Genomic DNA, 25,042 nt, shown 5'->3' on the forward strand with positions numbered 1-25,042 from the left:
AGAAGCTAAGAAAAGGGAGTCGCAATATGGCGGTGCAAAAGCAGTTATTGAAAGGTCTGTTGGCGGGCGCATTCGCGTTAATGCTTAGCGGTTGTGTCACCATCCCGGACGCGATTAAAGGTTCGAGCCCTACGCCGCAGCAGGATCTGGTGCGGGTTATGAATGCCCCGCAGCTGTATGTCGGACAGGAAGCGCGTTTCGGCGGTAAAGTTGTGGATATTCAGAACCAGCAGGGGAAATCCCGTCTGGAAATTGCCACTGTTCCTCTTGATAGTGGGGCGCGACCGGTGCTGGGCGAAGCCTCCCGCGGGCGAATTTATGCTGATGTAAATGGCTTCCTCGACCCGGTGGACTTCCGCGGTCAACTGGTTACCGTCGTCGGTCCGATTAGCGGTACTGTGGATGGAAAAATCGGTAATACGCCGTATAAATTCATGCTGATGCAGGTAACTGGCTATAAACGCTGGCATATTACTCAGCAAATTGTTATGCCGCCTCAGCCGATCGACCCCTGGTTCTACGGTGCGCGTGGCTGGCCTTACGGTGGCTACGGTGGATGGGGATGGTACAATCCCGGCCCGGCACAGGTTCAGACCATAGTAACTGAGTAACTCTTTGTTTTATGAGTAAAAGAAACAGCGGCTCGTCCGCTGTTTCTGCATTAACGTGGATATAAGAAAAATAAATAGTGACGTGCTTCGCAACCTTGTCGTTGTGTAATAAACAAACTGGTACGCTGAGTTAATATTATGTTAACAGTTTGTTTATTGCCTGGGGTTGTGATGACGACGAATACGCATTTTAGAGGTGATGTATTGAAAAAGGTTTGGCTTAACCGTTATCCCGCTGGTGTTCCTGCGGAGATCAATCCTGACCGTTATCAATCCCTGGTGGAACTCTTTGAACACTCAGTAAGACGGTATGCCGATCAGCCCGCGTTTGTAAACATGGGGGAGGTGATGACCTTCCGCAAGCTTGAAGAGCGTAGCCGGGCATTTGCGGCCTATTTGCAACAGGGACTCGGGCTGAAGAAGGGCGATCGCGTCGCATTGATGATGCCGAACCTGCTGCAATATCCGGTCGCACTGTTTGGGATTTTACGTGCCGGCATGATCGTCGTGAACGTGAACCCGCTGTACACGCCTCGCGAGCTGGAACATCAGCTCAACGACAGCGGCGCGTCGGCGATTGTCATCGTGTCTAACTTTGCCCACACGCTGGAAAAAGTCGTCGACAAAACGTCGGTGCAACACGTGATCCTGACGCGTATGGGCGATCAGCTGTCGACCGCCAAAGGGACGTTGGTTAACTTTGTCGTCAAGTATATCAAGCGTCTGGTGCCGAAATACCACCTGCCGGATGCCATCTCTTTTCGTAGTGCGCTGCAAAACGGTTATCGCATGCAGTATGTGAAACCCGAAGTAGTGTCGGAAGATCTGGCGTTCCTGCAATATACCGGGGGGACTACCGGTGTGGCGAAGGGCGCGATGCTTACGCACCGTAACATGCTGGCTAACCTTGAGCAGGTTAACGCCACTTATGGCCCGTTGCTGCATCCGGGTAAAGAACTGGTGGTGACGGCCCTACCGCTGTATCACATTTTTGCGCTGACGATGAACTGTCTGCTGTTTATTGAGCTGGGCGGTCAAAACCTGCTGATTACCAACCCGCGTGATATTCCGGGACTGGTAAAAGAGCTGGCGAAGTATCCGTTCACCGCTATGACCGGCGTCAACACGCTGTTTAACGCGCTGCTGAATAACAAAGAGTTCCAACAACTGGACTTCTCGTCACTGCACCTTTCGGCAGGCGGCGGGATGCCGGTTCAACAGGCGGTAGCTGAACGTTGGGTGAAGCTGACCGGTCAGTATCTGCTGGAAGGCTATGGCCTGACGGAGTGTGCCCCTCTGGTGAGCGTCAATCCTCATGATATCGACTACCACAGCGGCAGTATCGGGTTACCGGTTCCTTCCACCGAGGTCAAACTGGTGGATGACGACGATAACGAAGTGCCGCCGGGAGAACCGGGCGAACTGTGCGTGAAAGGTCCGCAAGTGATGCTGGGCTACTGGCAGCGACCAGACGCCACCGACGAAATCGTCAAAGACGGCTGGCTGCACACCGGCGATATTGCGGTGATGGATGATGAAGGCTTCCTGCGTATTGTCGATCGTAAGAAAGATATGATCCTGGTGTCCGGCTTTAACGTCTATCCAAATGAAATTGAAGACGTGGTTATGCAACATCCTGGCGTACAGGAAGTGGCTGCGGTTGGTGTTCCGTCGGGCAGCAGCGGTGAAGCGGTGAAAATTTTCGTGGTGAAGAAAGATGCCTCGTTAACTGATGAGGCGCTTATCACTTTCTGCCGTCGTCACCTGACGGGCTATAAAGTACCGAAGCTGGTGGAGTTTCGCGACGAGTTGCCGAAATCTAACGTCGGTAAAATTTTGCGACGAGAATTACGTGACGAAGCGCGCGCCAAAGTGGACAATAAAGGCTGAGCGTTAAGTCAGCCAGCAGAAAACGCCGGGTAATCCGGCGTTTTTTTGGCGCAAACCTAAGAGAGCACGATTTGAATTATCAAATGATCACCACGGACGACGCGTTAGCCACGCTGTGCGAAGCCGTCCGTGAATTTCCGGCGATAGCCCTGGATACCGAATTTGTTCGCACACGTACCTATTATCCGCAGTTGGGGCTGATCCAGCTGTTTGATGGCAAACACGTTGCTCTGATTGATCCGCTAGGGATCACCGACTGGTCGCCCCTGCGCGATATTCTGCGTGATACCGCCATCACCAAATTCCTGCATGCGGGAAGTGAAGACCTGGAAGTGTTTCTCAACGCTTTTGGCGAACTTCCGCAGCCGTTAATTGACACACAAATCCTGGCCGCGTTTTGCGGTCGTCCGCTGTCGTGGGGCTTCGCCTCGATGGTGGAAGAGTTTACGGGGGTGGCGCTCGACAAAAGCGAATCGCGTACCGACTGGCTGGCCAGACCGCTGACCGAGCGTCAGTGCGAATACGCGGCGGCTGACGTCTGGTATCTGTTACCGATCACCACAAAACTGATGGCTGAAACCGAAGCCAGCGGCTGGCTGCCAGCCGCGCTGGACGAATGCCGCTTAATGCAGCAGCGTCGCCAGGAGATTCTGGCGCCAGAAGACGCCTGGCGTGACATCACCAACGCATGGCAACTGCGCACCCGTCAGTTAGCCTGCCTGCAACTGCTTGCTGACTGGCGACTGCGTAAAGCACGCGAGCGCGATCTGGCGGTAAACTTCGTGGTGCGTGAAGAGCACCTGTGGGCGGTGGCGCGTTATATGCCGGGCAGCCTGGGTGAACTGGATAGCCTGGGTCTTTCCGGGAGCGAAATTCGTTTCCACGGTAAAACGCTGATCGCCCTGGTGGAAAAGGCCCAGGCTTTACCGGAAGAGTCGCTGCCGCAGCCGCTGCTGAATTTGATGGATATGCCAGGGTATCGCAAGGCGTTCAAAGCCATCAAAGCGCTGGTTGCCGAGGTGAGTGCGGAACATAATCTCAGCGTCGAACTTCTTGCTTCGCGTCGCCAGATCAACCAGTTGCTCAACTGGCACTGGAAATTAAAGCCGCAGCAATCCCTGCCAGAGCTGGTTTCCGGCTGGCGTGGCGAATTGATGTCCGATCGCCTCAACGCGCTGCTGCAGGAATACCCGCAGTAAGTCACCAGGCTCGCCGGGTCGCGCGTTTGCTGACCCGGCCTGCGCAACGCTACAGATCGAGCACCAGGCGCTTACCTTTGGCGCGCGAGCAGCAGATGAGCATGCTTTGCTGGCTGGCTTTTTCGTCGTCGCTGAAATACTGATCGCGGTGATCCGCTTCCCCTTCGAGAATCGTCGTTTCGCAGGTGCCGCAAACACCTTCCCGGCACAGGCACTCAACCCGGGCGGCTTTGTTATTTTCGATAACCTGCAAAATGGTCATATCTTCCGGGACCACAAACTCGCGCCCGGAACGCGCCAGCACCAGGGTGAAGGCGTCGCCGCCTTTCTCTTCCACGGCAAATTGTTCGAAATGTAGGGTATTGCTGTCCAGTCCAAGGCGGGAAGCCGCTTCTCTGACAGCATCGTTGAGCACCGCAGGGCCACAGGTGTAGATATGCGTGCCGGGTTCAACATCTGCCAGCAGACGGGCTAAATCGAGGCGGGTGCCTGCGTTCGACAGGTGCAGATGAATGCGATCGGCGCTGGGGTGTTGCATGAGTTCGTCATGAAACGCGCAGGTCTCCTGGCTGGGAGAGCAATAGTGCAGTTGCCATTGCGTCTGAGATTGTTCCAGCTCCGGGAGTTGCGATAAAAACGGTGTGATGCCGATGCCTCCGGCAATCAACAGATGTTTTTGTGCCTGAGAGGCGAGGGCGAAGAGATTGTTTGGTGTGGAGATCGTGAGCGTGTCGCCGGGCTTCACGTTTTGATGCAGATATCGTGAGCCGCCTTTGGACGCTTCCTCCAGGCGTACGGCAATTTTATAGGCGCGCGTATCGCGTGGTGAACTCATCAGCGAGTACGCATTGCTGTACAGATTCTCGCCATCGCGCATCTGCACGATAATATGGCTGCCACCCTGAAACGCAGGCAACGGCTGGCCTGAGGTCGCCGTTAAGGTGAAGCATTTTACCTGCGCGGTAATCGTCTCAATCCGGCTGACCCGGACTTCTTGCATTTGATAATCAGACATTGCGGCCTCCCTAAAAAATCTGTCCGACGCGCCTCAGCGACGCGCCGGAACCTGTCGTAACAGCCCCGGGTTATTCCTGAAAAACCTGGGCGACCAGATTATGGAAATGGGCAATGCCATGCTCGGAGATGCCGCTGCCGCTGGTGTCCGCCATAATGCGTCCCTGACCGCGATACCCGCGCGATTTCAGCCCTTTTTGTACGCTTTCAACCAGACGTAAATCTTCAGGACGAAAGACGTTGCGATACCATTCGATCAGTTGTTTCTGCTCTTCGGTCAGCTCTTCGTTGGTGAAGTAGATGTCATAGTTTTGCAGCGTGGTTTCCGCATCTACCGGGAATTCGTAGATAACGGTCATCATGCCTTTGATTGGCGTCACGTTGAGCATGGTACACGGCCACAGCCAGAAACCGTGGAAGGCGGCATCAACCCCTTCTTCGAACTTAAATGACTGCTCTGAAGGTTTGGCGAAACCGTATTGCAGCGTCCAGTTGCCGTGCATGGTATGCCAGTAACGGTCAACCTGGACCGAGTCGGAAAAACCTGGATGGGCCGGACCGCAGTGGTAGCACTCCAGATAGTTATCGACGATATTCTTCCAGTTGGCTGGGGTACGGGTAGTAAAACGTGCAGCAAGTTTCAGGTCATGCACGTCTGGGCAGGCTTCGATAACTTTGTCCGCAAGTCCAGGGAGTTGTTCTTCCACGCTGCCCGCGTTCGGATCCATGTTAATAAACACGAATCCGGCATATTCTTCCAGGCGTACCGGTGTAAGGTGCGCTTTTTCGCTGTCGAAGTTGGCGACGTTTTCGCAGTTACGCGCATGCGCCAGATTGCCGTCAAGTTTGAACGCCCATGCGTGGTAAGGGCAGGTAATCACATTTTTCGCTTTCCCCTCGCCGCTCAACAACTGATGACCGCGATGCGGGCAGACGTTGTAGAAGGCCCGCAGCACGTTATCGCGCCCACGTACCAGCACGATATTCTCGCCAATCACTTCTCGGGTAACATAATCATTGGGTTTCGCCAGTTCGCTACTGTGAGCGACGCAAATCCAGCTTTTAGCGAACACCTTTTCTTGTTCGTGTTCGAAAGCCTGATGGTCGGTATAAAACCGGGCCGGGATAGTCCAGGCATCCTGCGGGTTGGCACAGAAATTTTGCGGCAGAATAAACTCAGGGCTCAGATTGCTCATTGGAATACCTTTAATTTGTGAGTAAGAGGATTTTTGTACTGGCGCTTAATTGTCGCCTTTGAGTAGTGTCCCGGCCGGTGGCGCGACCGGGACGTCAACTGGCGCTTCGGGAATATGACTTTCAATTTGATGCGCAGGAACGTGGGCATAGTCCTGCCGTACCCAGCGCAGAAAACCGCCAACCTTCACCAACAGGATGGCGAGGAATGGAAGAGCGGTCAGAACCACTGTGGTCTTCATGGTTTCCAGTGACGCGCCGGTGAACAAAATCGATAATGGGATCAGGGTGATAACCACGCACCAGAACAGACGAAGACTGCGCTGCGGATCTTCCCCTTCCTGCAGGTTGCGCGTGCTGGTGGCCGCCATGGTGTAGGCCACAGCATCCATGTGTGAGGCGAGGAATATAATCATTATCGCCAGATACGCCACCAGAAACAGTTTCCCGGCAGGCAACGACATCAACACTTGCTGTACGGCTGTCTCACCGCCCAGCGTCGCCATAACCTGCGGTACGTCGATCACGCCGTTCACAAACTGGTGAATGGAGTAGCTTTCCATCACGCCAAAGAAGAACCAGCAACCAACAGTGCTACCGAGGATTAATGCCCAGATAACCTCTTTGATTTTGCGACCACGGGATACGCGAGTGACAAACATTGCCACGCCCGGCGTGTAGGAGATCCACCACAGCCAGTAGAACACCGTCCAGTTACGGGTGAACTCACCGTTGCCAAGCGGGTCGGTGAAGAGGCTCATTTGCAAAAAATTTTGTGTCGTCAGGCCGATGGCGTTGATGATGTTGTTGGTGATGAACTCGGTCGGGCCGACGATCAGCACCAGCAGCGGCAGTAAAAACGCCCCCCAGCCGACCATTTTGCTCAGACGTTGCAAACCGTTATTGATGCCAATCCAGGAGCTCAGGCAGAAAATGCCGCCAGAGAACAGGATCACAAACGCCTGCACCGTGAAGTTATCCGGTAACCCCGTCAGGGCAGACAAACCGCGGGTAAAGGTGGCGGCGGTGACGACCAGAGAGATAGTTAACGCGCCAACTGTCGCGATCAGGAACATCAGGTCAACCAGGCGACCCCAGACACCCTGCGGATGCACGCCGGTAATAGCGGCGATAATCCCGGACAGGCTCAGTCCTTTGTTTTTACGCACATGGAAGTGGTAGGCCATGGTTAATGAGGCCAACGTGTAGGTCGCCCATGCGCTGATCCCCCAATGGAAAAAGGAATAGGGCAGGCTGTATTCCAGCGCTTTTTGCGAGTGCGGCGCGATATTCAGACCCGGGGTCTGGTAATAATAGGCCCACTCAGCAACGCCCCAGTAGAGCGTGGAGGAGCCTAATCCGGCGCATATAAACATAAACAGCCAGGAGAGCGTGCTGTATTCCGCTTTACCTTCTCCCAGACGGATGTTGCCGTATTTGCTGGTAGCCAGCCAGACGACCAGACCCATAGCCATCAGAACGAGGATCTGCACGGCGGAACCCAGCATCCGGGTAACGCCGTTGAAAAGAGTATTTGCGACTTGTGCAGACTGCTGAGGGAAGAGACTAAGTGTGGCGGCGATGAAAAGAATAGCCACCAGGCTGATGGCTATCAGCGGCATGTCTTTTTTCTTGACGTTGCTCAACATGGGATCTCCTGGGCACAGTTGCCCGCGTATGGCATTAGCCTGTCGTTGTTATCATGCTGTAGGGGTAGAATGAGTTACTTTGTATTTAACAATTTTATTATTTGTTCTTTACATGAATTAAACAATTGCCCGATGCGTGAAGCAATAAAACACGGAACGGAAATAATAAAAGGTGAATTGGCGCAGGTTATTGGCTCCACAAAACGCATAAAAAAGCCGCGTCAGTGACGCGGCTCATATTTCGTGGTTTGACCTCTAACGTAGTGCCTGACAGATGGCTTCTCCCACCTGTTGCGTGGTGGCGCTGCCTTTCATATCCGGCGTTTTCGGGCCACTGGCAATAACGTGCTCAATTGCCGCCAGAATACCGTCGTGGGCAGCCTTATAGTTGGCATCACCGTTGCCAAGGAAGTCCAGCATCATGGCGCCAGCCCAGATAGTGGCAATCGGGTTGGCGATGTTTTTTCCGTAAATATCGGGAGCCGAACCATGTACTGGCTCGAACAGGGACGGGAAGGTGCGTTCCGGGTTTAAGTTGGCAGAAGGTGCGATGCCAATCGTCCCGGTACAGGCCGGACCCAGATCGGAGAGGATGTCGCCGAACAGGTTGGAAGCAACCACAACGTCAAAGCGCTCCGGCTGCATCACAAAGCGGGCGCACAGTATATCGATATGCTGTTTATCCCAACGGATCTCAGGATAGTTAGCCGCCATTGCTTCAACACGCTCGTCCCAGTAAGGCATGCTGATGGCCAGACCATTGGATTTGGTCGCCGAGGTCAGGGTTTTGCGCGGGCGGTTTTGCGCCAGCTCGAAGGCGTAACGCAATATACGATCTACGCCGCGACGGGTGAAGATCGACTCCTGGATAACCATCTCGTGTTCCGTCCCTTCACTCACGCGTCCGCCGAGAGAAGAGTATTCTCCCTCGGTGTTCTCGCGTACGACGTAGAAATCAATGTCGCCTGGCTGCTTGCCCGCCAGTGGGCAAGGGACTCCCGGAAACAGGCGTACCGGACGCAGGTTGACGTACTGGTCGAATTCGCGGCGAAACTTAAGCAGCGAGCCCCATAAAGAGATGTGGTCCGGTACGGTATCCGGCCAGCCAACGGCGCCAAAATAGATAGCATCAAAGGATTGCAACTGCTCATGCCAGTCATCCGGCATCATTTTGCCGTGATGGGTGTAGTACTCGCAGCTGGCCCATTCCATTTGCTCAAAGCTGAACGACAACCCCCAACGCTCGGCGGCTGCCTGTAACACATGAATGCCTTCAGGCAGCACTTCTTTACCAATGCCATCTCCGGGGATAGCGGCAATACGACAGGTTTTCTTCATAGCAGCTCTCACTTGTACGCCATCAAAATTGACTTTCCCCTTATCCTATAATTGACTGATTAAGAGTTAATCCCCCTAACTGGTGAAACATAAAACACAGATCATGAATAATCTGCCGCTGCTAAATGATTTACGCGTCTTTATGCTGGTTGCCCGTCGGGCAGGATTTGCCGCCGTTGCCGAGGAACTGGGTGTATCACCGGCTTTTATCAGTAAGCGAGTAGCCCTGCTGGAGCAGACACTGAACGTGGTGCTGCTGCACCGGACAACGCGGCGTGTAACCATCACGGAAGAGGGGGAGCGGATCTACGAATGGGCGCAGCGGATCCTGCAGGATGTCGATCAGATGATGGACGAGTTGTCTGATGCCAGGCAGATCCCGCAGGGGATGCTACGCATTATTAGTAGCTTTGGTTTTGGCCGTCGGGTGGTGGCTCCGGCGCTGTCTGCGCTGGCAAAAGCGTACCCGCAGCTAGAACTGAGGTTCGATGTTGAAGACCGCCTGGTGGATATGGTGAATGAGGGCGTCGATCTTGATATTCGTATCGGGGATGATATCGCACCGAACCTGATTGCCCGCAAGCTGGCGACTAACTACCGTATTCTGTGCGCCTCGCCGGAATTTGTGGCGCAGCATGGGACGCCGAAGCAACTCAACGATCTCTCCACTTTTCCTTGTCTGGTTATCAAAGAGCGCGACCATCCGTTTGGCATCTGGCAAATGCGTAATAAAGAGGGCGCTCACTCAATTAAAGTTACGGGGCCTCTGTCGTCTAATCATGGCGAAGTGGTACATCAGTGGTGTCTTGATGGGCAGGGAATTGCCCTGCGTTCGTGGTGGGACGTTTGCGACAACATTGCCGGTGGACATCTGGTACACGTATTACCCGAGTATTATCAACCAGCAAATATATGGGCGGTTTATGTTTCTCGGCTGGCGACGTCGGCAAAAATCCGTATTACGGTTGAGTATTTGCGCCGCTATTTTGCCGAAAACTATCCAAAGTTTACTTTGGAATAAATACGCAACAGCTGGCAAGAAACTGAAAATAAAAAAGGCAGAATAATCTGCCTTTTTTGTAACTATAACTCACTGAGCAAAGCCGTTATTTAGACTCTTCAGCTTCAGGTAATGTCACGTTAAGTTCGAGGATAGAAATATCGCCGTCTTTTTGTTCAAGCTGTACGGTGACCATTTCGGGATCAATTTGTACATACTTGCAGATAACCTCGAGAATATCTTTCCTCAGTTGCGGTAAATAATGTGGCTCGGCGTCACTACGACGACGTTCCGCAACAATAATCTGCAGTCGCTCTTTAGCGATGTTCGCTGTGCTCTTTTTCCGCGAGAGAAAAAAATCCAGTAATGCCATAACTTATCCTCCGAACAGGCGTTTGAGGAAACCTTTCTTCTCTTCTTCAATGAAGCGGAAAGGACGTTCTTCTCCCAACAGACGGTCTACGGTATCAGCATAGGCTTTACCGGCATCAGCATTGATGTCGAGAATAACCGGCTCACCCTGGTTAGACGCGCGCAGGACTGACTGATCTTCAGGAATCACGCCAACCAGCTTGATTCGCAGAATTTCCAGTACGTCTTCCATGCTCAGCATGTCACCTTTATTTACGCGGCCGGGGTTGTAGCGCGTCAGCAACAAATGCTCTTTAATCGGATCTTCACCGTTTTCCGCACGACGAGATTTCGACGCCAGAATACCCAGAATACGGTCAGAGTCACGTACAGAGGAGACTTCCGGGTTAGTGGTGATAATCGCTTCATCGGCAAAATACAGGGCCATCAGCGCGCCGGTTTCAATACCCGCTGGGGAGTCGCAGACGATGAAATCGAATTCCATCGTTTTCAGGTCGTCCAGAACTTTCGCGACGCCTTCACGCGTCAGCGCGTCTTTATCGCGAGTCTGTGAGGCCGGAAGAATAAAGAGATTTTCGGTACGCTTATCTTTGATTAACGCCTGATTTAACGACGCATCGCCCTGAATAACGTTGACGAAGTCGTAAACGACGCGGCGTTCACAACCCATAATCAGATCGAGGTTACGCAGGCCGATATCAAAATCAATAACGACAGTTTTCTTTCCCTTCTGGGCCAAACCTGTAGCGATGGCCGCGCTGGAGGTGGTTTTGCCAACGCCCCCTTTACCCGAAGTAACAACAATAATGCGTGCCATAGAAATTCCTTGTTAAAAAGGGATTAATTCAACGGTTGAACTGTCAAAGCGTTCTCTGCTAATTGCAGACGGGCCGCTTTGCCATAAAATTCTGCTGGGATTTTATCACTCAGCCAATAAACACCTGCGATAGACACCAGTTCTGCCGTCAGATGGGTACAAAAAATTTGCGCTTCACGATCGCCGCTTGCACCTGCCAGCGCACGGCCTCTCATCATTCCATAAACATGAATATTGCCATCAGCGATAAGCTCTGCGCCCGCACTGACGTGGCTTGTAACAATCAGATCACATTGTGGAGCATAAATGCGCTGACCGGAACGAACCGGCACATTTATTAATCGTGTTTTTGTGATGGGAGTAACGTTTTGCGGCGGAGCGACGGGAGCCGGGACCTCAACAGGCGCAGGACGAATAGCTTTTTCTTTACCTTCAGTCAGTAAAGGAAGACCCATTTCGTCGATTTCTGCCTTTAGTCTGGCGTCTTTGCATCCGCTAACGCCAATAATGCGCAATCCGGTAGACGCGACAACTTTCTGCAGCGCTGACCAGTTTACCGGGCTTTCAAGACCACTCACGTTAACCACCACGGGAGCATGTTTTAAAAAAGCCGGTGCCTGCGCGATTTTGTCTTCCAACGCCTGACGAATAACCTCGGGTTCTGCTTCATGTAAATGAACCACTGATAAGGTGAAGCTACTGCCTTTAAGCTCGATTGGCGTGTTTGACATCCTGGCCTTACTCAATTTGCTATTTATCATCCCCAGCGCGGGGTGATATTCCGAAGACTATAAGGCATGTTATAGTCAGTATTATATTGAGGCAAGCCACCATTCCGTGAATTCAGAGTAAAAGATATGTTTTGTGTGATCTACCGAAGCAGCAAACGTGACCAGACCTATTTATATGTCGAAAAAAAAGACGATTTCTCGCGCGTTCCTGAAGAACTGATGAGAGGATTTGGTCAGCCGACGCTGGCAATGATGTTACCGCTTGATGGGCGTAAAAAATTAGTTAATGCCGATCTTGAAAAAGTAAAACAGGCCCTGACCGAGCAGGGCTATTATTTACAAATACCTCCGCCGCCAGAAGATTTACTTAAACAGCATCTGGCAGCGGCAAAACAAAATACACCAGACGCTAAACGTTAAACTGCATCCGGCAGCAGCACGTTCCATCGATGCAGTACCTGAAATCTATGACTACGTTAGGGGAAAGTAATGTATCAACATCACAACTGGCATGGTGCTCTGCTGGATTATCCGGTGAGTAAGGTGGTTTGCGTAGGGAGTAACTATGCCAACCATATTAAAGAGATGGGCGGAACCACCCCGGAAGAACCGGTTCTGTTTATTAAACCGGAAACCGCGCTGTGCGATTTGCGCCAGCCGCTGGTGATCCCATCTGATATGGGGTCTGTCCACCATGAAGTTGAGCTGGCTGTGCTGATCGGCGCGACCCTGCGGCACGCGACAGAAGATCATGTGCGTAAAGCCATTGCCGGTTATGGTGTCGCGCTGGATCTGACTCTGCGCGATATTCAGGGCAAAATGAAGAAGGCGGGGCAGCCATGGGAAAAAGCGAAGGGTTTTGATAACTCTTGCCCGCTGTCTGGATTTATTCCTGTGACGGAGTTTAACGGCGACCCGCAGGATACGATGCTTGGATTAACGGTCAACGGTGAAACTCGCCAGCACGGCTCCACGGCGGACATGATCCATCACATCGTTCCCTTGATTGCTTATATGAGCCGTTTCTTTACCCTCAAAGCGGGCGATGTGGTGCTAACGGGAACGCCAGCAGGTGTGGGACCTTTAAGCAGCGGCGACGAACTGGCCATCAGTTTTCACGGTCAAACGCTAACAACCCGCGTGCTGTAATCTCTGCTTGCCGCCTTTTCGGGCGGCAAAACTTGCATCAGCGTGCCAGACTGGTTATAAGGTGCAGCTTTATTGCAATAGCGGAAACCCTGATGAGCGACATACCTTTCTGGCAAAGTAAAACCCTTGATGAAATGACCGATGCCGAGTGGGAGTCATTATGTGACGGGTGCGGTCAATGCTGCCTGCATAAGCTGATGGATGAAGACACTGACGAAATCTACTTTACCAACGTCGCCTGTCGTCAGCTCAACATTAAAACCTGCCAGTGTCGTAATTACGAACGTCGATTCGAGTACGAGCCTGACTGCATCAAACTGACGCGTGATAATCTGCCGACTTTTGAATGGTTGCCGATGACCTGCGCCTATCGTCTGCTCGCAGAAGGAAAAGGGTTGCCGGAGTGGCACCCGTTGCTGACAGGATCAAAAGCGGCGATGCACGGTGAACGTATCTCGGTTCGTCATATTGCGGTGAAAGAATCGGAAGTGCGTGACTGGCAGGATCATATCCTGAACAAACCTTCATGGGCGGACTGAGCCGCCCATCGATTAGCAGGCGTTAAGGGTTAAGACTTTTTCGCCTGATACATCTCATCGGAGTGGTTGTCATCTTCCACCCAGAAGTTAATGTTGAATTGCGCATCGTCGCTTAATTCAACGCGATGCCAGTACTGCGGTGGGCTGGTCGCGAACTGACCGGCATTAATCACCACTTTCACTTCAGGTTCTTTTGCGTCTTCATTGGCAAAGCCATAATACGTTACCGTACCTTCCATTACGCAGAGCTGTCCAAACACGCCTGCTGCGGTGTTATGGTGAGAAAGAAGTGCTGCCGGGACGTTGTCTTTGGTAAAGAAGGGAGTAGAGCGTTTTACTTTCCAGTTTGCCGGGATGCGTAAATGGGACATCAGACATCTCCTTGGTGTGGCATCTATAAGATGTATTTAATATACATTTTATAGATGCCAGCAGGCAATGAATTTAAGGCAAAAAAAACGCTCCCGAAGGAGCGTCTCTGTTAGCGACCGAAGAGGTCACGTTTTTTCGGTTTAAACGGCTGTGCTATGACTACCAGCACGGCGACCACCAGGTAAGCGGCGAAGATCCCCAACAGCCACTGTGGCATTTCCAGGGTTAAAAAAGACCACTGGCGTTCAGCACAGTCACCGGATGCTAAAAACACCTGCGGCAGCCATTTGTCCAGCGGCAGCCAGCTCGGGAAGCGTGCTGCAAAATCACAGGTCATAAACGGTGATGGGTGCAACTGAATCATGGTGTGCTCATAAGCTAACTGCAGTCCGCGCCAGGCACTGTAAATCCAGATAATCATCGCCACATAGCGTAGCGGCGTTTTTGGTGCGATAGCCCCCACCAGCCCCGCGCCCATCACGCCAAATAATGCGCTACGTTCGTAAATACACAACACGCAAGGTTTTAGCAGCATGACGTGCTGGAACCACAGCGCGACAAGCTCCAGCGCAAAGGCGGTTAACGCCAACAATAACCATGCACCACGACCTCGGGAGCACTGGTTTAAAAATCGCAACATAATAATTTCCCTGCAACATGCGTAGAGAGCGCAGTTTAAACCAATTCAATTTATGCGCCACTAGCAGGAATTGAAAATTTGAGTAATCGGATAATTATCATGCAAAAAGTCAAACCGGGCAGTGATTTGCCCGGTAAATTGTTATGAAAGTGTAGCTAACCAGCCCGCCTGGGTCATCCACTCAGTCACCGGAACAAGCGTGAACTCGACGCAAAGCAGACCAACCAGCGTCAGGACGAGAGTATAAGGCAGAGCCATCCACACCATGCGGCCATAAGAGAGTCGAATCAATGGTGCCAGCGCGGAGGTCAGCAGGAACAGGAATGCCGCCTGGCCGTTTGGTGTAGCAACGGAAGGCAGGTTAGTCCCGGTATTGATCGCCACCGCTAACAGCTCAAATTGGTTAAGGCTGATGGTCCCATGTTCCAACGCGGCTTTGGCTTCGTTAATGTAAATGGTGCCGACAAACACGTTATCAGAGATAGAAGACAGCAGGCCGTTAAAGAGATAGAACAGCGTCAGTTGAGCATGTTCAGAAGACTGCAAAACAAACTGAATAATCGGTGAAAAGAGCTGTTGATCGATAATCACCGCAACGATAGAGAAGAACACGGTTAGCAGGGCGGTGAAAGGCAGCGACTCGGTAAACGCTTTACCAATCGCGTGTTCGTCAGTAACGCCGGTCAACGACGTGGCCAGGATAATGACGGACAGACCGATTAATCCGACTTCCGCCAGATGCAGGGCCAGGGCAACCACCAGCCAGATACCGATAATCGCCTGAACAATCAGTTTGATTTTTTCCTGACGAGTACGCTGCTGACGGCTTTGATCGTCAAACTGTTGCAGGACATCGCGGACGGTCTCCGGCAGCGTTTCGCCATAGCCAAACCAGCGCAATTTCTCAACCAGCATGCAGGTTAACAGGCCGCAAATCAGCACCGGGACGGTGACCGGCGACATGCGCAGGAAAAAGTCACCAAAATGCCAGCCAGCCGCTTTGGCGATAATCAGGTTTTGCGGTTCGCCGACCATAGTCATTACGCCACCTAACGCCGTACCGACACCCGCATGCATCATCAGGCTGCGTAGAAAACCACGGAACTGCTCCAGTACGACCTTATTGTGCTGATCGATATGGCTGTCATCGAGCATATTGTTGTCTTCCGTGCGGGAAGAGGCGAAACGATGGTAGATACCATAAAAACCAACCGCTACGCTGATTACCACGGCAACGACGGTCAGCGCATCCAGGAATGCAGAAAGGAAGGCGGCGGCAACGCAAAATGCCAGCGATAGCAGCATCTTGGAGCGAATCGTAAGCAGTAGGCGGGTGAAAATAAACAGCAGCAACTGCTTCATAAAGTAGATGCCAGCCACCATAAACATCAGCAGCAACAGCACCTCAAGGTTAGCGGCAACCTCTTCACGCACATGTGTGGCGCTGGTCATGCCGATGATGACCGCCTCGATGGCTAGCAGCCCGCCTGGTAGCAGCGGGTAACATTTTAACGCCATCGCCAGCGTAAAAATGAACTCGGCTACCAACAGCCAGCCCGCAATAAAGGGATTGATGAAAAATATAACCGGGTTAACGACTAAGAATACGAGTAGTGCAAGTTTGTACCAGTCAGGTGATTGACCTAAAAAATTGCGCCACATAGCGCGGCCCCATGATAGCTCCATGGTGATTTCCCTACCTTTAAAAATGAAATCATGTTTTTATGTTTGACCGCAAAGCTTAGCGGGAGGAGGGAGTACAGGCAAGCTATTCACGCGACGGACAAGGCTGGCTGTGCTTCAGCGTAATCTGGAAAATGAAGCCTTGATCCACTTTTTCTTCATTGCGTCAGCTATCAGCCATGTAGCCCGTCTGGTATGATAACTGTAACTATGTTTTGCTGTGTAATGGAATTATCACTATGGTCATTAAGGCGCAAAGCCCGGCTGGGTTCGCGGAAGAGTACATCATTGAAAGTATCTGGAATAACCGCTTCCCACCTGGCACTATTTTGCCTGCTGAACGTGAACTCTCTGAACTGATTGGAGTGACACGTACCACGTTACGCGAGGTATTACAGCGTCTGGCGCGGGACGGCTGGTTGACCATTCAACACGGCAAGCCGACGAAGGTGAATAACTTCTGGGAAACCTCCGGGCTAAATATCCTTGAAACGCTGGCGCGTCTCGATCACGAGAGCGTGCCGCAGCTTATTGATAATCTGCTGTCCGTGCGTACCAACATCTCGACGATCTTTGTTCGTACCGCGTTTCGCCAGCATCCTGATAAAGCGCAGGAGGTTCTGGCAACGGCAAATCAGGTGGCCGACCATGCTGATGCGTTCGCCGATCTGGACTATAACATTTTCCGCGGTCTGGCATTTGCCTCTGGCAATCCGATTTACGGTTTGATCCTCAATGGAATGAAGGGATTATATACCCGCATTGGCCGCCATTATTTCGCCAATCCGGAAGCCCGCGCGCTGGCGCTGAGCTTTTACCGTAAGCTGTCAGAACTTTGTGATCAGGGTGCTCATGAGCAGGTATATGAAACGGTGCGTCGCTATGGTCACGAGAGCGGCGAGATTTGGCATCGTATGCAGAAAAACCTGCCGGGCGATTTAGCTATTCAGGGGCGCTAATCGCACCTTATCCGGCCTACGAACTGCACGCATTGTAGGCCGGATAAGACGTTTTCGCGTCGCCATCCGGCAATAAGATTTACAGACCGTTCATCCTCGGCGGGCAACGCTCCAGCAGTTCCACACTGCCGTCTTCATTCTGCTGCTCCAGCATTACGTCAAAACCCCAGAGCCGGTGCACATGCTTGAGCACCTCTTTGCGTCCTTTATCCAGCGGAGCGCGATTATGCGGAATATAGCGCAAGGTGAGCGAGCGGTCGCCGCGCAGATCGACATTCCAGATTTGAATATTCGGCTCAAGGTTGCTCAGGTTATATTGCGACGACAGCCTGTTGCGGATCTCACGATATCCTTCCTCGTTGTGAATCGCGGAAATCTCCAGATAATTATGACGATCATCATCCAGCACGGTGAACAGGCGGAAATCACGCATAACCTTCGGTGACAGAAACTGGCTGATAAAGCTCTCATCTTTGAAATCGCGCATCGCGAAATGCAGGGTTTCCAGCCAGTCAGAACCCGCTATATCCGGGAACCAGTATTTGTCCTCTTCGGTAGGCGACTGACAAATTCGTTTAATATCCTGGAACATGGCAAAACCCAGGGCATAGGGGTTTATGCCGCTATACCACGGGCTATTGTACGGCGGCTGGAACACCACATTGGTATGGCTATGTAAAAACTCCAGCATAAACCGTTCGGTGACTTTACCTTCGTCATAAAGGTGATTAAGGATGGTGTAATGCCAGAAAGTGGCCCACCCTTCGTTCATCACCTGCGTCTGTTTCTGCGGATAAAAATACTGGCTGACCTTGCGCACAATGCGCAGCACTTCGCGTTGCCAGGATTCCAGCAGCGGGGCGTTCTTCTCCATGAAGTACAGAAGGTTCTCCTGCGGTTCAGAAGGATAACGTCGGGCTTCCGCAACGGTTTTCTCTTCCTCTTTCTTCGGCAGCGTACGCCACAACATATTTACCTGGCTTTGCAGATACTCTTCACGGCTTTTCTGTCGGGCTTTCTCTTCCTGTAGGGAGATTTTTTGCGGGCGTTTGTAACGATCCACGCCGTAGTTCATCAGCGCGTGACAGGAGTCGAGGAGCTTTTCGACTTCATCCACGCCGTAACGCTCTTCACACTGGGTAATATAGTTTCGCGCGAAGATCAGGTAATCGACGATGGAGCTGGCATCCGTCCAGCTACGGAACAAATAGTTGTTTTTAAAGAAGGAGTTATGTCCGTAGCAGGCATGCGCCATCACCAACGCCTGCATGGTGATGGTGTTCTCCTCCATCAAATACGCGATACACGGATTGGAGTTGATAACAATCTCATAGGCCAGCCCCTGCTGACCATGCTTATACAAACGCTCGGTTTCAATAAATTTTTTACCAAACGACCAGTGAGGATAGTTGATTGGCATCCCGACGCTGGAGTAAGCGTCCATCATTTGTTCGGAGGTGATCACCTCGATTTGGTGCGGGTAGGTATCCAGTCTGTAGAGTTTCGCCACGCGGTCTATTTCCGCCAGATAGACATCCAGCAGATCAAACGTCCAGTCGGGTCCATCGCTTAACCGTGTGCTGTCCTTGTTCATGGAATCAATCGTAGCCATTCGCGCACCCTCATTGTTGGCGGCACTCTCTGTCTGGAGTACCTCATTTCAAGCATAGATCATGGTGTTAAAAAACGTGCTGCGGCTGAATTTTTTTCTTTGCGATTTCTTGTTAGCGAGGCGTCGAAAAACGGTATGGCCGCAAAATTTTATGCTGGATAAAAATAACGCACAGCAGGAGATACCAAAGCAGGGAGTTCCCCGCCATCACCGCCATATGTGAGATAAGTCACCATAAAAAAGCCATATGTTGAATAATATTTTCAACTGAGTTATCAAGATGTAATTAGATGATTGTTCTTTTACTGTTAACGGAGTGGCTATGCGAGTTGTCATACTGGGAAGTGGTGTCGTTGGCGTGACCAGCGCCTGGTACTTAAGTCAGGCTGGACACGATGTCACCGTCATTGATCGTGAGCCCGGTCCGGCACTGGAAACCAGTGCGGCGAACGCGGGGCAAATCTCTCCAGGTTATGCAGCACCCTGGGCGGCGCCAGGCGTTCCGCTTAAAGCAATTAAATGGATGTTTCAGCGCCACGCGCCGCTGGCCGTTCGCCTCGACGGGACGCAGTTCCAGTTGAAATGGATGTGGCAGATGCTACGCAACTGCGACACCAGCCATTACATGGAAAACAAGGGCCGGATGGTGCGACTGGCGGAATACAGCCGTGATTGCCTGAAAGCGCTACGCGCCTCTACCGGTATCGAATACGAAGGACGCCAGGGCGGAACGTTGCAACTGTTCCGTACCGCTCAACAGTATGAGAACGCGACCCGCGACATCGCCGTCCTCGAAGACGCCGGCGTGCCGTATCAGCTCCTGGAAGCAAGCCGTCTGGCGGAAGTTGAACCGGCGCTGGCGGAAGTGGCACACAAGCTGACCGGCGGTCTGCGTTTACCGAATGACGAAACCGGTGACTGCCAGCTGTTTACCCAGCGTCTGGCGCTGATGGCGGAGCAGGCGGGTGTGAAATTTCGCTTTAATACTCCGGTCGATAAGCTGTTGAGCGATGGTGAGCAGATTTATGGCGTTCAGTGTGGCGAGGAGATAGTCAAAGCCGATGCCTATGTAATGGCGTTCGGCTCGTACTCTACGGCGATGCTGAAGGGGATCGTTGATATTCCGGTCTATCCGCTCAAAGGCTATTCATTGACCATTCCGGTGGCGCAAGATGACGGCGCGCCGGTTTCAACGATCCTTGATGAAACCTACAAAATCGCCATTACCCGCTTTGATAACCGTATTCGCGTTGGCGGCATGGCGGAGATTGTCGGCTTCAATACGGAATTGCTGCAACCCCGCCGTGAAACGCTGGAGATGGTCGTTCGCGATCTCTTCCCACGCGGTGGGCATGTGGAGCAGGCAACCTTCTGGACCGGGCTGCGTCCGATGACGCCGGACGGTACGCCTGTGATCGGGCGAACGCGCTTTAAGAATCTACTGCTTAATACCGGCCACGGCACGCTGGGCTGGACCATGGCCTGCGGTTCGGGTCAGTTGCTGAGCGACATTCTGTCTGGCCGCACACCAGCCATTCCTTACGACGATCTGAGCGTGGCGCGTTACAGCCCGGGGTTTACCCCATCTCGTCCACGGCATTTACATGGCGCACATAACTGATAAGGACGTGAGATGACTCGCCCGATACTGGCCAGCATTGACCTGCAGGCGTTGAAACAAAACCTGACCATTACCCGCCAGGCCGCGCCGGACGCCCGCGTCTGGTCGGTGGTGAAAGCCAATGCATACGGACACGGCATTGAACGTGTCTGGAATGCGCTGGGCACAACCGACGGTTTTGCCATGCTCAATCTTGAAGAAGCGATAACCCTGCGTGAGCGCGGGTGGAAAGGCCCGATACTCATGCTGGAGGGATTTTTCCACGCCGAAGACCTGATGGTGTATGACAAATATCGTCTGACCACTTGTGTACACAGTAACTGGCAATTAAAAGCGCTGCAGAATGCGCGCCTCAACGCGCCGCTGGATGTTTACCTGAAGGTGAACAGCGGCATGAACCGACTGGGTTTTTTACCGGAAAGAGTATCAACGGTCTGGCAACAGCTGCGGGCAATGCCCAACGTCGGTGAAATGACGCTGATGTCCCACTTTGCAGATGCGGAGCACCCGGAAGGTATCCAGGACGCCATGGCGCGGATTGCACAGGCGACAGAAGGGCTGGAGTGCAGACGGTCGCTGTCCAATTCGGCCGCCACGCTGTGGCACCCTGAAGCACATTATGATTGGGTGCGCCCGGGCATTATTTTGTATGGTGCATCGCCTTCGGGACAGTGGCGGGACATCGCCAATACCGGCCTGAAACCGGTCATGACCCTGAGCAGCGAGATAATCGGCATACAGACGCTGAAAGCAGGAGACCGGGTGGGCTACGGGGGACGCTATACCGCCAGCGGCGAGCAGCGCATTGGCATTGTGGCGACCGGGTATGCAGACGGTTACCCGCGCCATGCGCCAAGCGGAACGCCGGTGCTGGTGGACGGCGTACGCACGACAACGGTGGGGACGGTCTCAATGGATATGCTGGCGGTAGATCTGACACCGTGTCCGCAGGCGGGGATCGGGACGCCGGTAGAGCTGTGGGGCAAAGAGATTAAAATTGACGATGTGGCCAGCGCCGCGGGTACGGTGGGCTACGAGTTGATGTGTTCTCTGGCGCTGCGCGTGCCGGTTGTGACGGTGTAACGTATCTGAAGCCGGATGTCGACGCTGATGCGTTTCATCCGGCTACACCGTTTATGCGACGCAGAGCGCAAACCGGGCAAAGCGCTGCCGCCGCCCGGCAAAAAGCATCAACGCGCCTCATCCTCATCTTCAGCAACGCGAACACCGACCTTCAGCACCGCATTATCTTCTTTCTCAGCAACCGTCCAGATCATGCCAGCAAATTCAACCTGGTCACCGACGACCGGCGCGGCGCCAAGCAGATGCTGGACAATTTCACCCAGCGTTTGCTGTTTATCACGATACTCTGTGCCATCTTCCAGGCCATAAATCAGTGCCACATCGGCATATTTTGCGCTGGCCTCGAGAATAAAATCACCGAAGAAGCGCTGGTCTAACGACACCGGCGGCGACTGGCTGAACAGCTTGCCGAGAGCCGGGAGATCGCGCTCGCGGCCAATCACGCACAAAACGTCGCCTTCACGCAGCCGCGTACTGCCGGATGGGTGAAACAGCACGTTGTCACGAAACAGGGCGGCAATTCGCGTCTCTTCCGGCATATGCAGGTCGCGCAGTGCGGCTCCTACACACCACTTATCCGCGCTGAGCTGATAAACAAACTGCTCCCAGGGGTTTTCCGGATGAATATCCAGACCAATGCGCGAAACGGGCCAGCCGACGGGAGGAACCACCACTTTGGCTTTTTTGGCGGCCCAGGAAAGCGACGTTCCCTGAAACAGCAGCGAGATCAGAACCACGAAGAACGCGACGTTAAAGAACAGGCGCGCATTCTCCAGACCCGCCATCATTGGGAATACGGCGAGGATGATGGGGACTGCACCGCGCAGGCCCACCCAACTGATGAAAATGCGCTCGCGCAGATTGAAGCCACGAAACGGCAGCAGTCCGGCGAAGACCGACAGCGGACGGGCAATGAATATCATCCATGCAGACAAAATCAGCGCAGGGATCGCGATAGGCAGCAGGTCGGACGGCGTAACCAGCAGTCCCAGCACCAGGAACATGGCGATTTGCGCCAGCCATGCCAGACCGTCGAAGTTTTGCAGAATGCCAAATCGGTTGCGGATGGGGCGATTACCCAGCAGGAAACCACACAGATAGACCGCCAGAATACCGCTGCCTTCCAGTGCAGTGGTCAGGGCAAAAATCAGGATCCCACCGCTTAAGGCCAGTAGCGGATAAAGCCCGGCAGGCAGTGAAATGCGGTTAATCATTTGCTGAAGCAGGTAGCCCCCACCGAGGCCCAGTATGATCCCTAAGCCGAACTGCTGGATAATATGCACTGCAAACATCCAGCTTAAACCGGTCTCGTGATTTTGAATCATGGCGATAAGCGTGATGGTTAAAAACACCGCCATCGGGTCATTACTCCCGGATTCAATTTCCAGCGTAGAGCCAACACGCTCGTTAAGCCCCTTGCCGCCGAGCAGGGAAAAAACCGCCGCGGCATCGGTTGAACCGACAATCGCGCCAATCAGGAGTCCTTCGATAAGATCCAGATGAAACAGCCACGCGGCCATCATGCCGGTGAGTCCGGAGGTTATCAGCACCCCGACGGTCGCCAGCGACAGCGCCGGGCCTAACGCGACACGAAATGAGCTGGCTTGGGTGCGCATCCCGCCGTCGAGCAGGATAACCGCCAGCGCCAGGTTACTCACCATATAGGCGAAAGGGTAGTTATCGAAAGGAATACCGCCCACGCCGTCGACTCCCGCTAACATACCGATAGCGAGAAATATCACCAGAATAGGGATACCAAGACGTGATGAGAATGAACTGAGTAAGATACTGCAGGTGACGAGTACGGAACCCAAAATAAAAAGGCTAATTATTGCTGCGGCATCCAACGTTCGGTTACTCCTGAATTACGCTGTTTCGTATTTATAAACCCTAACATAATAACGACAGAAACAGCGTTTTACTTAGCCCTGTTAACCGCTTTTTTTACGATTTAAGTACCGGATGCCCACTTAAGGTGAGCTGAGCGCCGTTTTTATCATTTTTCAGTACCGCTCTTGCCCCCAACGGCAAGGTGACGGTGCGTTGTTCATGACCAAAATCGAGGCCGTCGATCAACGGAACCGATAACCTGGCGCGTAGAAAATCACAAACTGAGTCAAGACTGTAACCCGCGTCGTAATCATTAGGTGCGCTGCCGCTAAAACTGCCGAGGATAATGGCGTTTTGTCGGGCCAGTATTCCTGAGTGATACAGTTGCAGCAGCATGCGTTCAATGCGAAAAGGATGCTCGTTAATGTCTTCCAGCACCAAAATGCCGTTTTCGATAGCGGGCATCCACGGCGTGCCCATCAGAGAAATGAGCATCGCCAGATTTCCGCCCCATAGCGTACCTTCGGTCGCACATGCCGGACCGTTACCTTGCCACTCGAGGGTAAATTGGGCATTGCGAACAGCCTGCCAAAAATGGTGCTCGGTAAATGCGTTCATCTCCTCGGCGCCAAAGTTAGCCGCCAGCATCGGGCCGCTGAAGCTAATCACATTCCCCTGCGCCAGCAGACCACACTGGATCGCGGTAAAATCGCTGTGTCCGCACAGCAGCAGCGGGTTGTGTTGCTGACGGGCCGCCAGCGCCTGCCAGTCAATATCTGCCAGTAAACGGCTCGCGCCATAGCCGCCGCGTACTGCCATGACAATGGTATCGGGAGTGTTCAGATTTACGAGCGCGTTCACATCAGCAAGCCGTTCTGCTTCTGTACCCGCAAAACGCTGGCAGCGGCGCGCAATGACCGCTGAATTGTCGACCTGATGACCGGCCTCAGTAAGACGCGCCAGCCCGCGTAAGGCAGCCTGCTGGTTGATACAGTAGCCCGACGGGGCAATTAAGTGAAACCGGGACATGGCATTTCCTTGCTACAACTAAAACCAAATGTATATCATGCCGCGTAGGTATGTCGTTGTCACCTCAGCGACAGGTTCCGGCTATAAGGATAGATGACGTGAAATTGAGATGGTTTGCTTTTTTGGTTGTATTACTTGCGGGCTGTAGTTCAAAACAGGATTACAAAAATCCGCCGTGGAATGCTGAAGTTCCGGTTAAACGCGCAATGCAATGGATGCCGATCAGCGAAAAAGCCGGTGCGGCCTGGGGTGTCAGTCCACAATTGATTACCGCTATCATCGCCATTGAATCAGGTGGAAACCCGAATGCGGTCAGTAAGTCTAATGCGATTGGCCTGATGCAGTTAAAAGCCTCTACGTCAGGGCGTGATGTTTATCGTCGCATGGGGTGGAGTGGCGAGCCGTCAACCAGCGAGCTGAAAAATCCTGAGCGCAATATCTCGATGGGGGCCGCATACCTGAGCATTCTTGAGACCGGGCCGCTGGCCGGGATCGAAGATCCGCAGGTGATGCAATATGCGCTGGTGGTATCGTACGCCAACGGTGCGGGCGCGCTGCTGCGAACGTTCTCCTCCGACAGGAAAAAAGCCATTAATAAGATAAACGATCTCAGCCCGGATGAATTTATTGAACATGTTGCGGATAATCATCCGGCGCCGCAGGCTCCGCGCTATATCTGGAAGCTTCAACAAGCGCTGGATGTGATGTAA

23 protein-coding genes and 2 pseudogenes are annotated in these 25,042 nt (G+C 52.9%); 12 read left to right on the plus strand and 13 right to left on the minus strand.

Going from position 1 to position 25,042, the window contains the following annotated elements; genetic code table 11:
- Window positions 1-26 precede the first annotated feature (26 nt).
- From HV314_RS11405 to rnd, 3 genes are all read left to right on the plus strand, one after another.
- Window positions 27-611, plus strand: a complete 585-nt coding sequence (locus HV314_RS11405) for a Slp family lipoprotein (protein ID WP_053389065.1) — start codon at window positions 27-29, stop codon at window positions 609-611.
- Between the two features lie 204 nt (window positions 612-815).
- The gene (gene fadD, locus HV314_RS11410) at window positions 816-2,501 is read left to right on the plus strand and encodes a long-chain-fatty-acid--CoA ligase FadD (RefSeq protein ID WP_131379489.1); all 1,686 of its coding nucleotides are present in this window, start codon (window positions 816-818) and stop codon (window positions 2,499-2,501) included.
- Between the two features lie 83 nt (window positions 2,502-2,584).
- The gene (gene rnd, locus HV314_RS11415; protein ID WP_016156789.1) at window positions 2,585-3,700 is read left to right on the plus strand and encodes a ribonuclease D; all 1,116 of its coding nucleotides are present in this window, start codon (window positions 2,585-2,587) and stop codon (window positions 3,698-3,700) included.
- A 49-nt stretch (window positions 3,701-3,749) separates the two neighbouring features.
- Here the strand turns inward: rnd and HV314_RS11420 are convergent, their stop codons facing one another.
- From HV314_RS11420 to HV314_RS11435, 4 genes are all read right to left on the minus strand, one after another.
- The gene (locus HV314_RS11420) at window positions 3,750-4,715 is read right to left on the minus strand and encodes a PDR/VanB family oxidoreductase (protein ID WP_181548023.1); all 966 of its coding nucleotides are present in this window, start codon (window positions 4,713-4,715) and stop codon (window positions 3,750-3,752) included.
- A 70-nt stretch (window positions 4,716-4,785) separates the two neighbouring features.
- On the minus strand, window positions 4,786-5,910 hold the full coding sequence (gene yeaW, locus HV314_RS11425) for a carnitine monooxygenase, oxygenase subunit YeaW (protein ID WP_003833746.1): 1,125 nt from the start codon (window positions 5,908-5,910) through the stop codon (window positions 4,786-4,788).
- A 45-nt stretch (window positions 5,911-5,955) separates the two neighbouring features.
- Entirely contained in the window at window positions 5,956-7,557 is a 1,602-nt protein-coding gene (locus tag HV314_RS11430; protein ID WP_016153380.1) for a BCCT family transporter, read from the minus strand.
- Window positions 7,558-7,812: 255 nt separating this feature from the next.
- Window positions 7,813-8,895, minus strand: coding sequence for a tartrate dehydrogenase (locus tag HV314_RS11435; RefSeq protein WP_080859661.1), 1,083 nt, complete (start codon window positions 8,893-8,895; stop codon window positions 7,813-7,815).
- A gap of 103 nt (window positions 8,896-8,998) precedes the next feature.
- Here HV314_RS11435 and HV314_RS11440 point away from each other — a divergent pair, with 103 nt between their 5' ends.
- Window positions 8,999-9,916 carry a LysR family transcriptional regulator gene (locus tag HV314_RS11440; protein WP_016153377.1) on the plus strand — a complete coding sequence of 306 codons (918 nt, stop codon included), beginning with the start codon at window positions 8,999-9,001 and terminating at the stop codon, window positions 9,914-9,916.
- Between the two features lie 85 nt (window positions 9,917-10,001).
- Here the strand turns inward: HV314_RS11440 and minE are convergent, their stop codons facing one another.
- The 3 genes from minE to minC are packed head-to-tail and all read right to left on the minus strand — an operon-like array spanning window position 10,002 to window position 11,815.
- On the minus strand, window positions 10,002-10,268 hold the full coding sequence (minE, locus tag HV314_RS11445; protein WP_001185666.1) for a cell division topological specificity factor MinE: 267 nt from the start codon (window positions 10,266-10,268) through the stop codon (window positions 10,002-10,004).
- Between the two features lie 3 nt (window positions 10,269-10,271).
- Window positions 10,272-11,084 carry a septum site-determining protein MinD gene (minD, locus tag HV314_RS11450; RefSeq protein WP_003020956.1) on the minus strand — a complete coding sequence of 271 codons (813 nt, stop codon included), beginning with the start codon at window positions 11,082-11,084 and terminating at the stop codon, window positions 10,272-10,274.
- Window positions 11,085-11,107: 23 nt separating this feature from the next.
- Window positions 11,108-11,815: a septum site-determining protein MinC gene (gene minC, locus HV314_RS11455; RefSeq protein WP_016153376.1), complete on the minus strand. Its 708-nt coding sequence runs from the start codon at window positions 11,813-11,815 to the stop codon at window positions 11,108-11,110.
- A 126-nt stretch (window positions 11,816-11,941) separates the two neighbouring features.
- On the opposite strand from minC, the gene HV314_RS11460 reads away from it, so the two are divergent.
- The 3 genes from HV314_RS11460 (at window position 11,942) to HV314_RS11470 (ending at window position 13,503) form a co-directional block, all read left to right on the plus strand.
- Window positions 11,942-12,235 (plus strand): YcgL domain-containing protein, encoded by a 294-nt coding sequence (locus HV314_RS11460; protein ID WP_016153375.1) that lies wholly within the window; start codon window positions 11,942-11,944, stop codon window positions 12,233-12,235.
- A 69-nt stretch (window positions 12,236-12,304) separates the two neighbouring features.
- On the plus strand, window positions 12,305-12,964 hold the full coding sequence (locus tag HV314_RS11465) for a fumarylacetoacetate hydrolase family protein (RefSeq protein ID WP_181548024.1): 660 nt from the start codon (window positions 12,305-12,307) through the stop codon (window positions 12,962-12,964).
- 92 nt (window positions 12,965-13,056) lie between these two features.
- A complete protein-coding gene (locus HV314_RS11470; protein ID WP_016153373.1) occupies window positions 13,057-13,503 on the plus strand; it encodes a YcgN family cysteine cluster protein in 447 nt (148 codons plus the stop codon).
- Window positions 13,504-13,532: 29 nt separating this feature from the next.
- On the opposite strand, the gene HV314_RS11475 is transcribed toward HV314_RS11470, so the two are convergent.
- The 3 genes from HV314_RS11475 to nhaB all read right to left on the minus strand — a co-directional run bounded on the left by HV314_RS11475 (window position 13,533) and on the right by nhaB (window position 16,201).
- Window positions 13,533-13,874: a DUF1971 domain-containing protein gene (locus HV314_RS11475; protein WP_016153372.1), complete on the minus strand. Its 342-nt coding sequence runs from the start codon at window positions 13,872-13,874 to the stop codon at window positions 13,533-13,535.
- A gap of 110 nt (window positions 13,875-13,984) precedes the next feature.
- A complete protein-coding gene (gene dsbB / locus HV314_RS11480) occupies window positions 13,985-14,515 on the minus strand; it encodes a disulfide bond formation protein DsbB (protein ID WP_003844060.1) in 531 nt (176 codons plus the stop codon).
- 141 nt (window positions 14,516-14,656) lie between these two features.
- Window positions 14,657-16,201, minus strand: coding sequence for a Na(+)/H(+) antiporter NhaB (nhaB, locus tag HV314_RS11485; RefSeq protein WP_029139569.1), 1,545 nt, complete (start codon window positions 16,199-16,201; stop codon window positions 14,657-14,659).
- Between the two features lie 236 nt (window positions 16,202-16,437).
- On the opposite strand from nhaB, the gene fadR reads away from it, so the two are divergent.
- Window positions 16,438-17,157: a fatty acid metabolism transcriptional regulator FadR gene (gene fadR, locus HV314_RS11490; protein ID WP_181548025.1), complete on the plus strand. Its 720-nt coding sequence runs from the start codon at window positions 16,438-16,440 to the stop codon at window positions 17,155-17,157.
- Window positions 17,158-17,236: 79 nt separating this feature from the next.
- Here fadR and HV314_RS11495 read toward each other — a convergent pair whose 3' ends face one another.
- The gene (locus HV314_RS11495; RefSeq protein WP_003833557.1) at window positions 17,237-18,769 is read right to left on the minus strand and encodes a SpoVR family protein; all 1,533 of its coding nucleotides are present in this window, start codon (window positions 18,767-18,769) and stop codon (window positions 17,237-17,239) included.
- 322 nt (window positions 18,770-19,091) lie between these two features.
- Here HV314_RS11495 and HV314_RS11500 point away from each other — a divergent pair, with 322 nt between their 5' ends.
- The 3 genes and pseudogenes from HV314_RS11500 to HV314_RS27600 all read left to right on the plus strand — a co-directional run.
- Entirely contained in the window at window positions 19,092-20,390 is a 1,299-nt protein-coding gene (locus HV314_RS11500; RefSeq protein ID WP_046275019.1) for a D-amino acid dehydrogenase, read from the plus strand.
- A 12-nt stretch (window positions 20,391-20,402) separates the two neighbouring features.
- A complete protein-coding gene (dadX, locus tag HV314_RS11505) occupies window positions 20,403-21,473 on the plus strand; it encodes a catabolic alanine racemase DadX (protein WP_046275018.1) in 1,071 nt (356 codons plus the stop codon).
- A gap of 53 nt (window positions 21,474-21,526) precedes the next feature.
- Window positions 21,527-21,643, plus strand: a pseudogene (locus HV314_RS27600) (hypothetical protein); the annotation flags it as partial.
- Here the strand turns inward: HV314_RS27600 and HV314_RS11510 are convergent.
- Both HV314_RS11510 and ldcA read right to left on the minus strand, forming a co-directional pair.
- Window positions 21,590-23,320, minus strand: a pseudogene (locus HV314_RS11510) (potassium/proton antiporter); the annotation flags it as partial. The pseudogenes HV314_RS27600 and HV314_RS11510 sit on opposite strands and share 54 nt — an antisense overlap.
- 97 nt (window positions 23,321-23,417) lie before the next feature.
- Complete coding sequence (gene ldcA / locus HV314_RS11515) at window positions 23,418-24,332, minus strand: muramoyltetrapeptide carboxypeptidase (protein WP_181548026.1); 915 nt, start codon at window positions 24,330-24,332, stop codon at window positions 23,418-23,420.
- Between the two features lie 98 nt (window positions 24,333-24,430).
- On the opposite strand from ldcA, the gene emtA reads away from it, so the two are divergent.
- A complete protein-coding gene (emtA, locus tag HV314_RS11520) occupies window positions 24,431-25,042 on the plus strand; it encodes a membrane-bound lytic murein transglycosylase EmtA (RefSeq protein WP_016153365.1) in 612 nt (203 codons plus the stop codon).

The sequence above is a fragment of the Citrobacter sp. RHBSTW-00887 genome (genome assembly GCF_013728095.1).
In the GTDB taxonomy this organism is placed as follows: domain Bacteria; phylum Pseudomonadota; class Gammaproteobacteria; order Enterobacterales; family Enterobacteriaceae; genus Citrobacter; species Citrobacter braakii.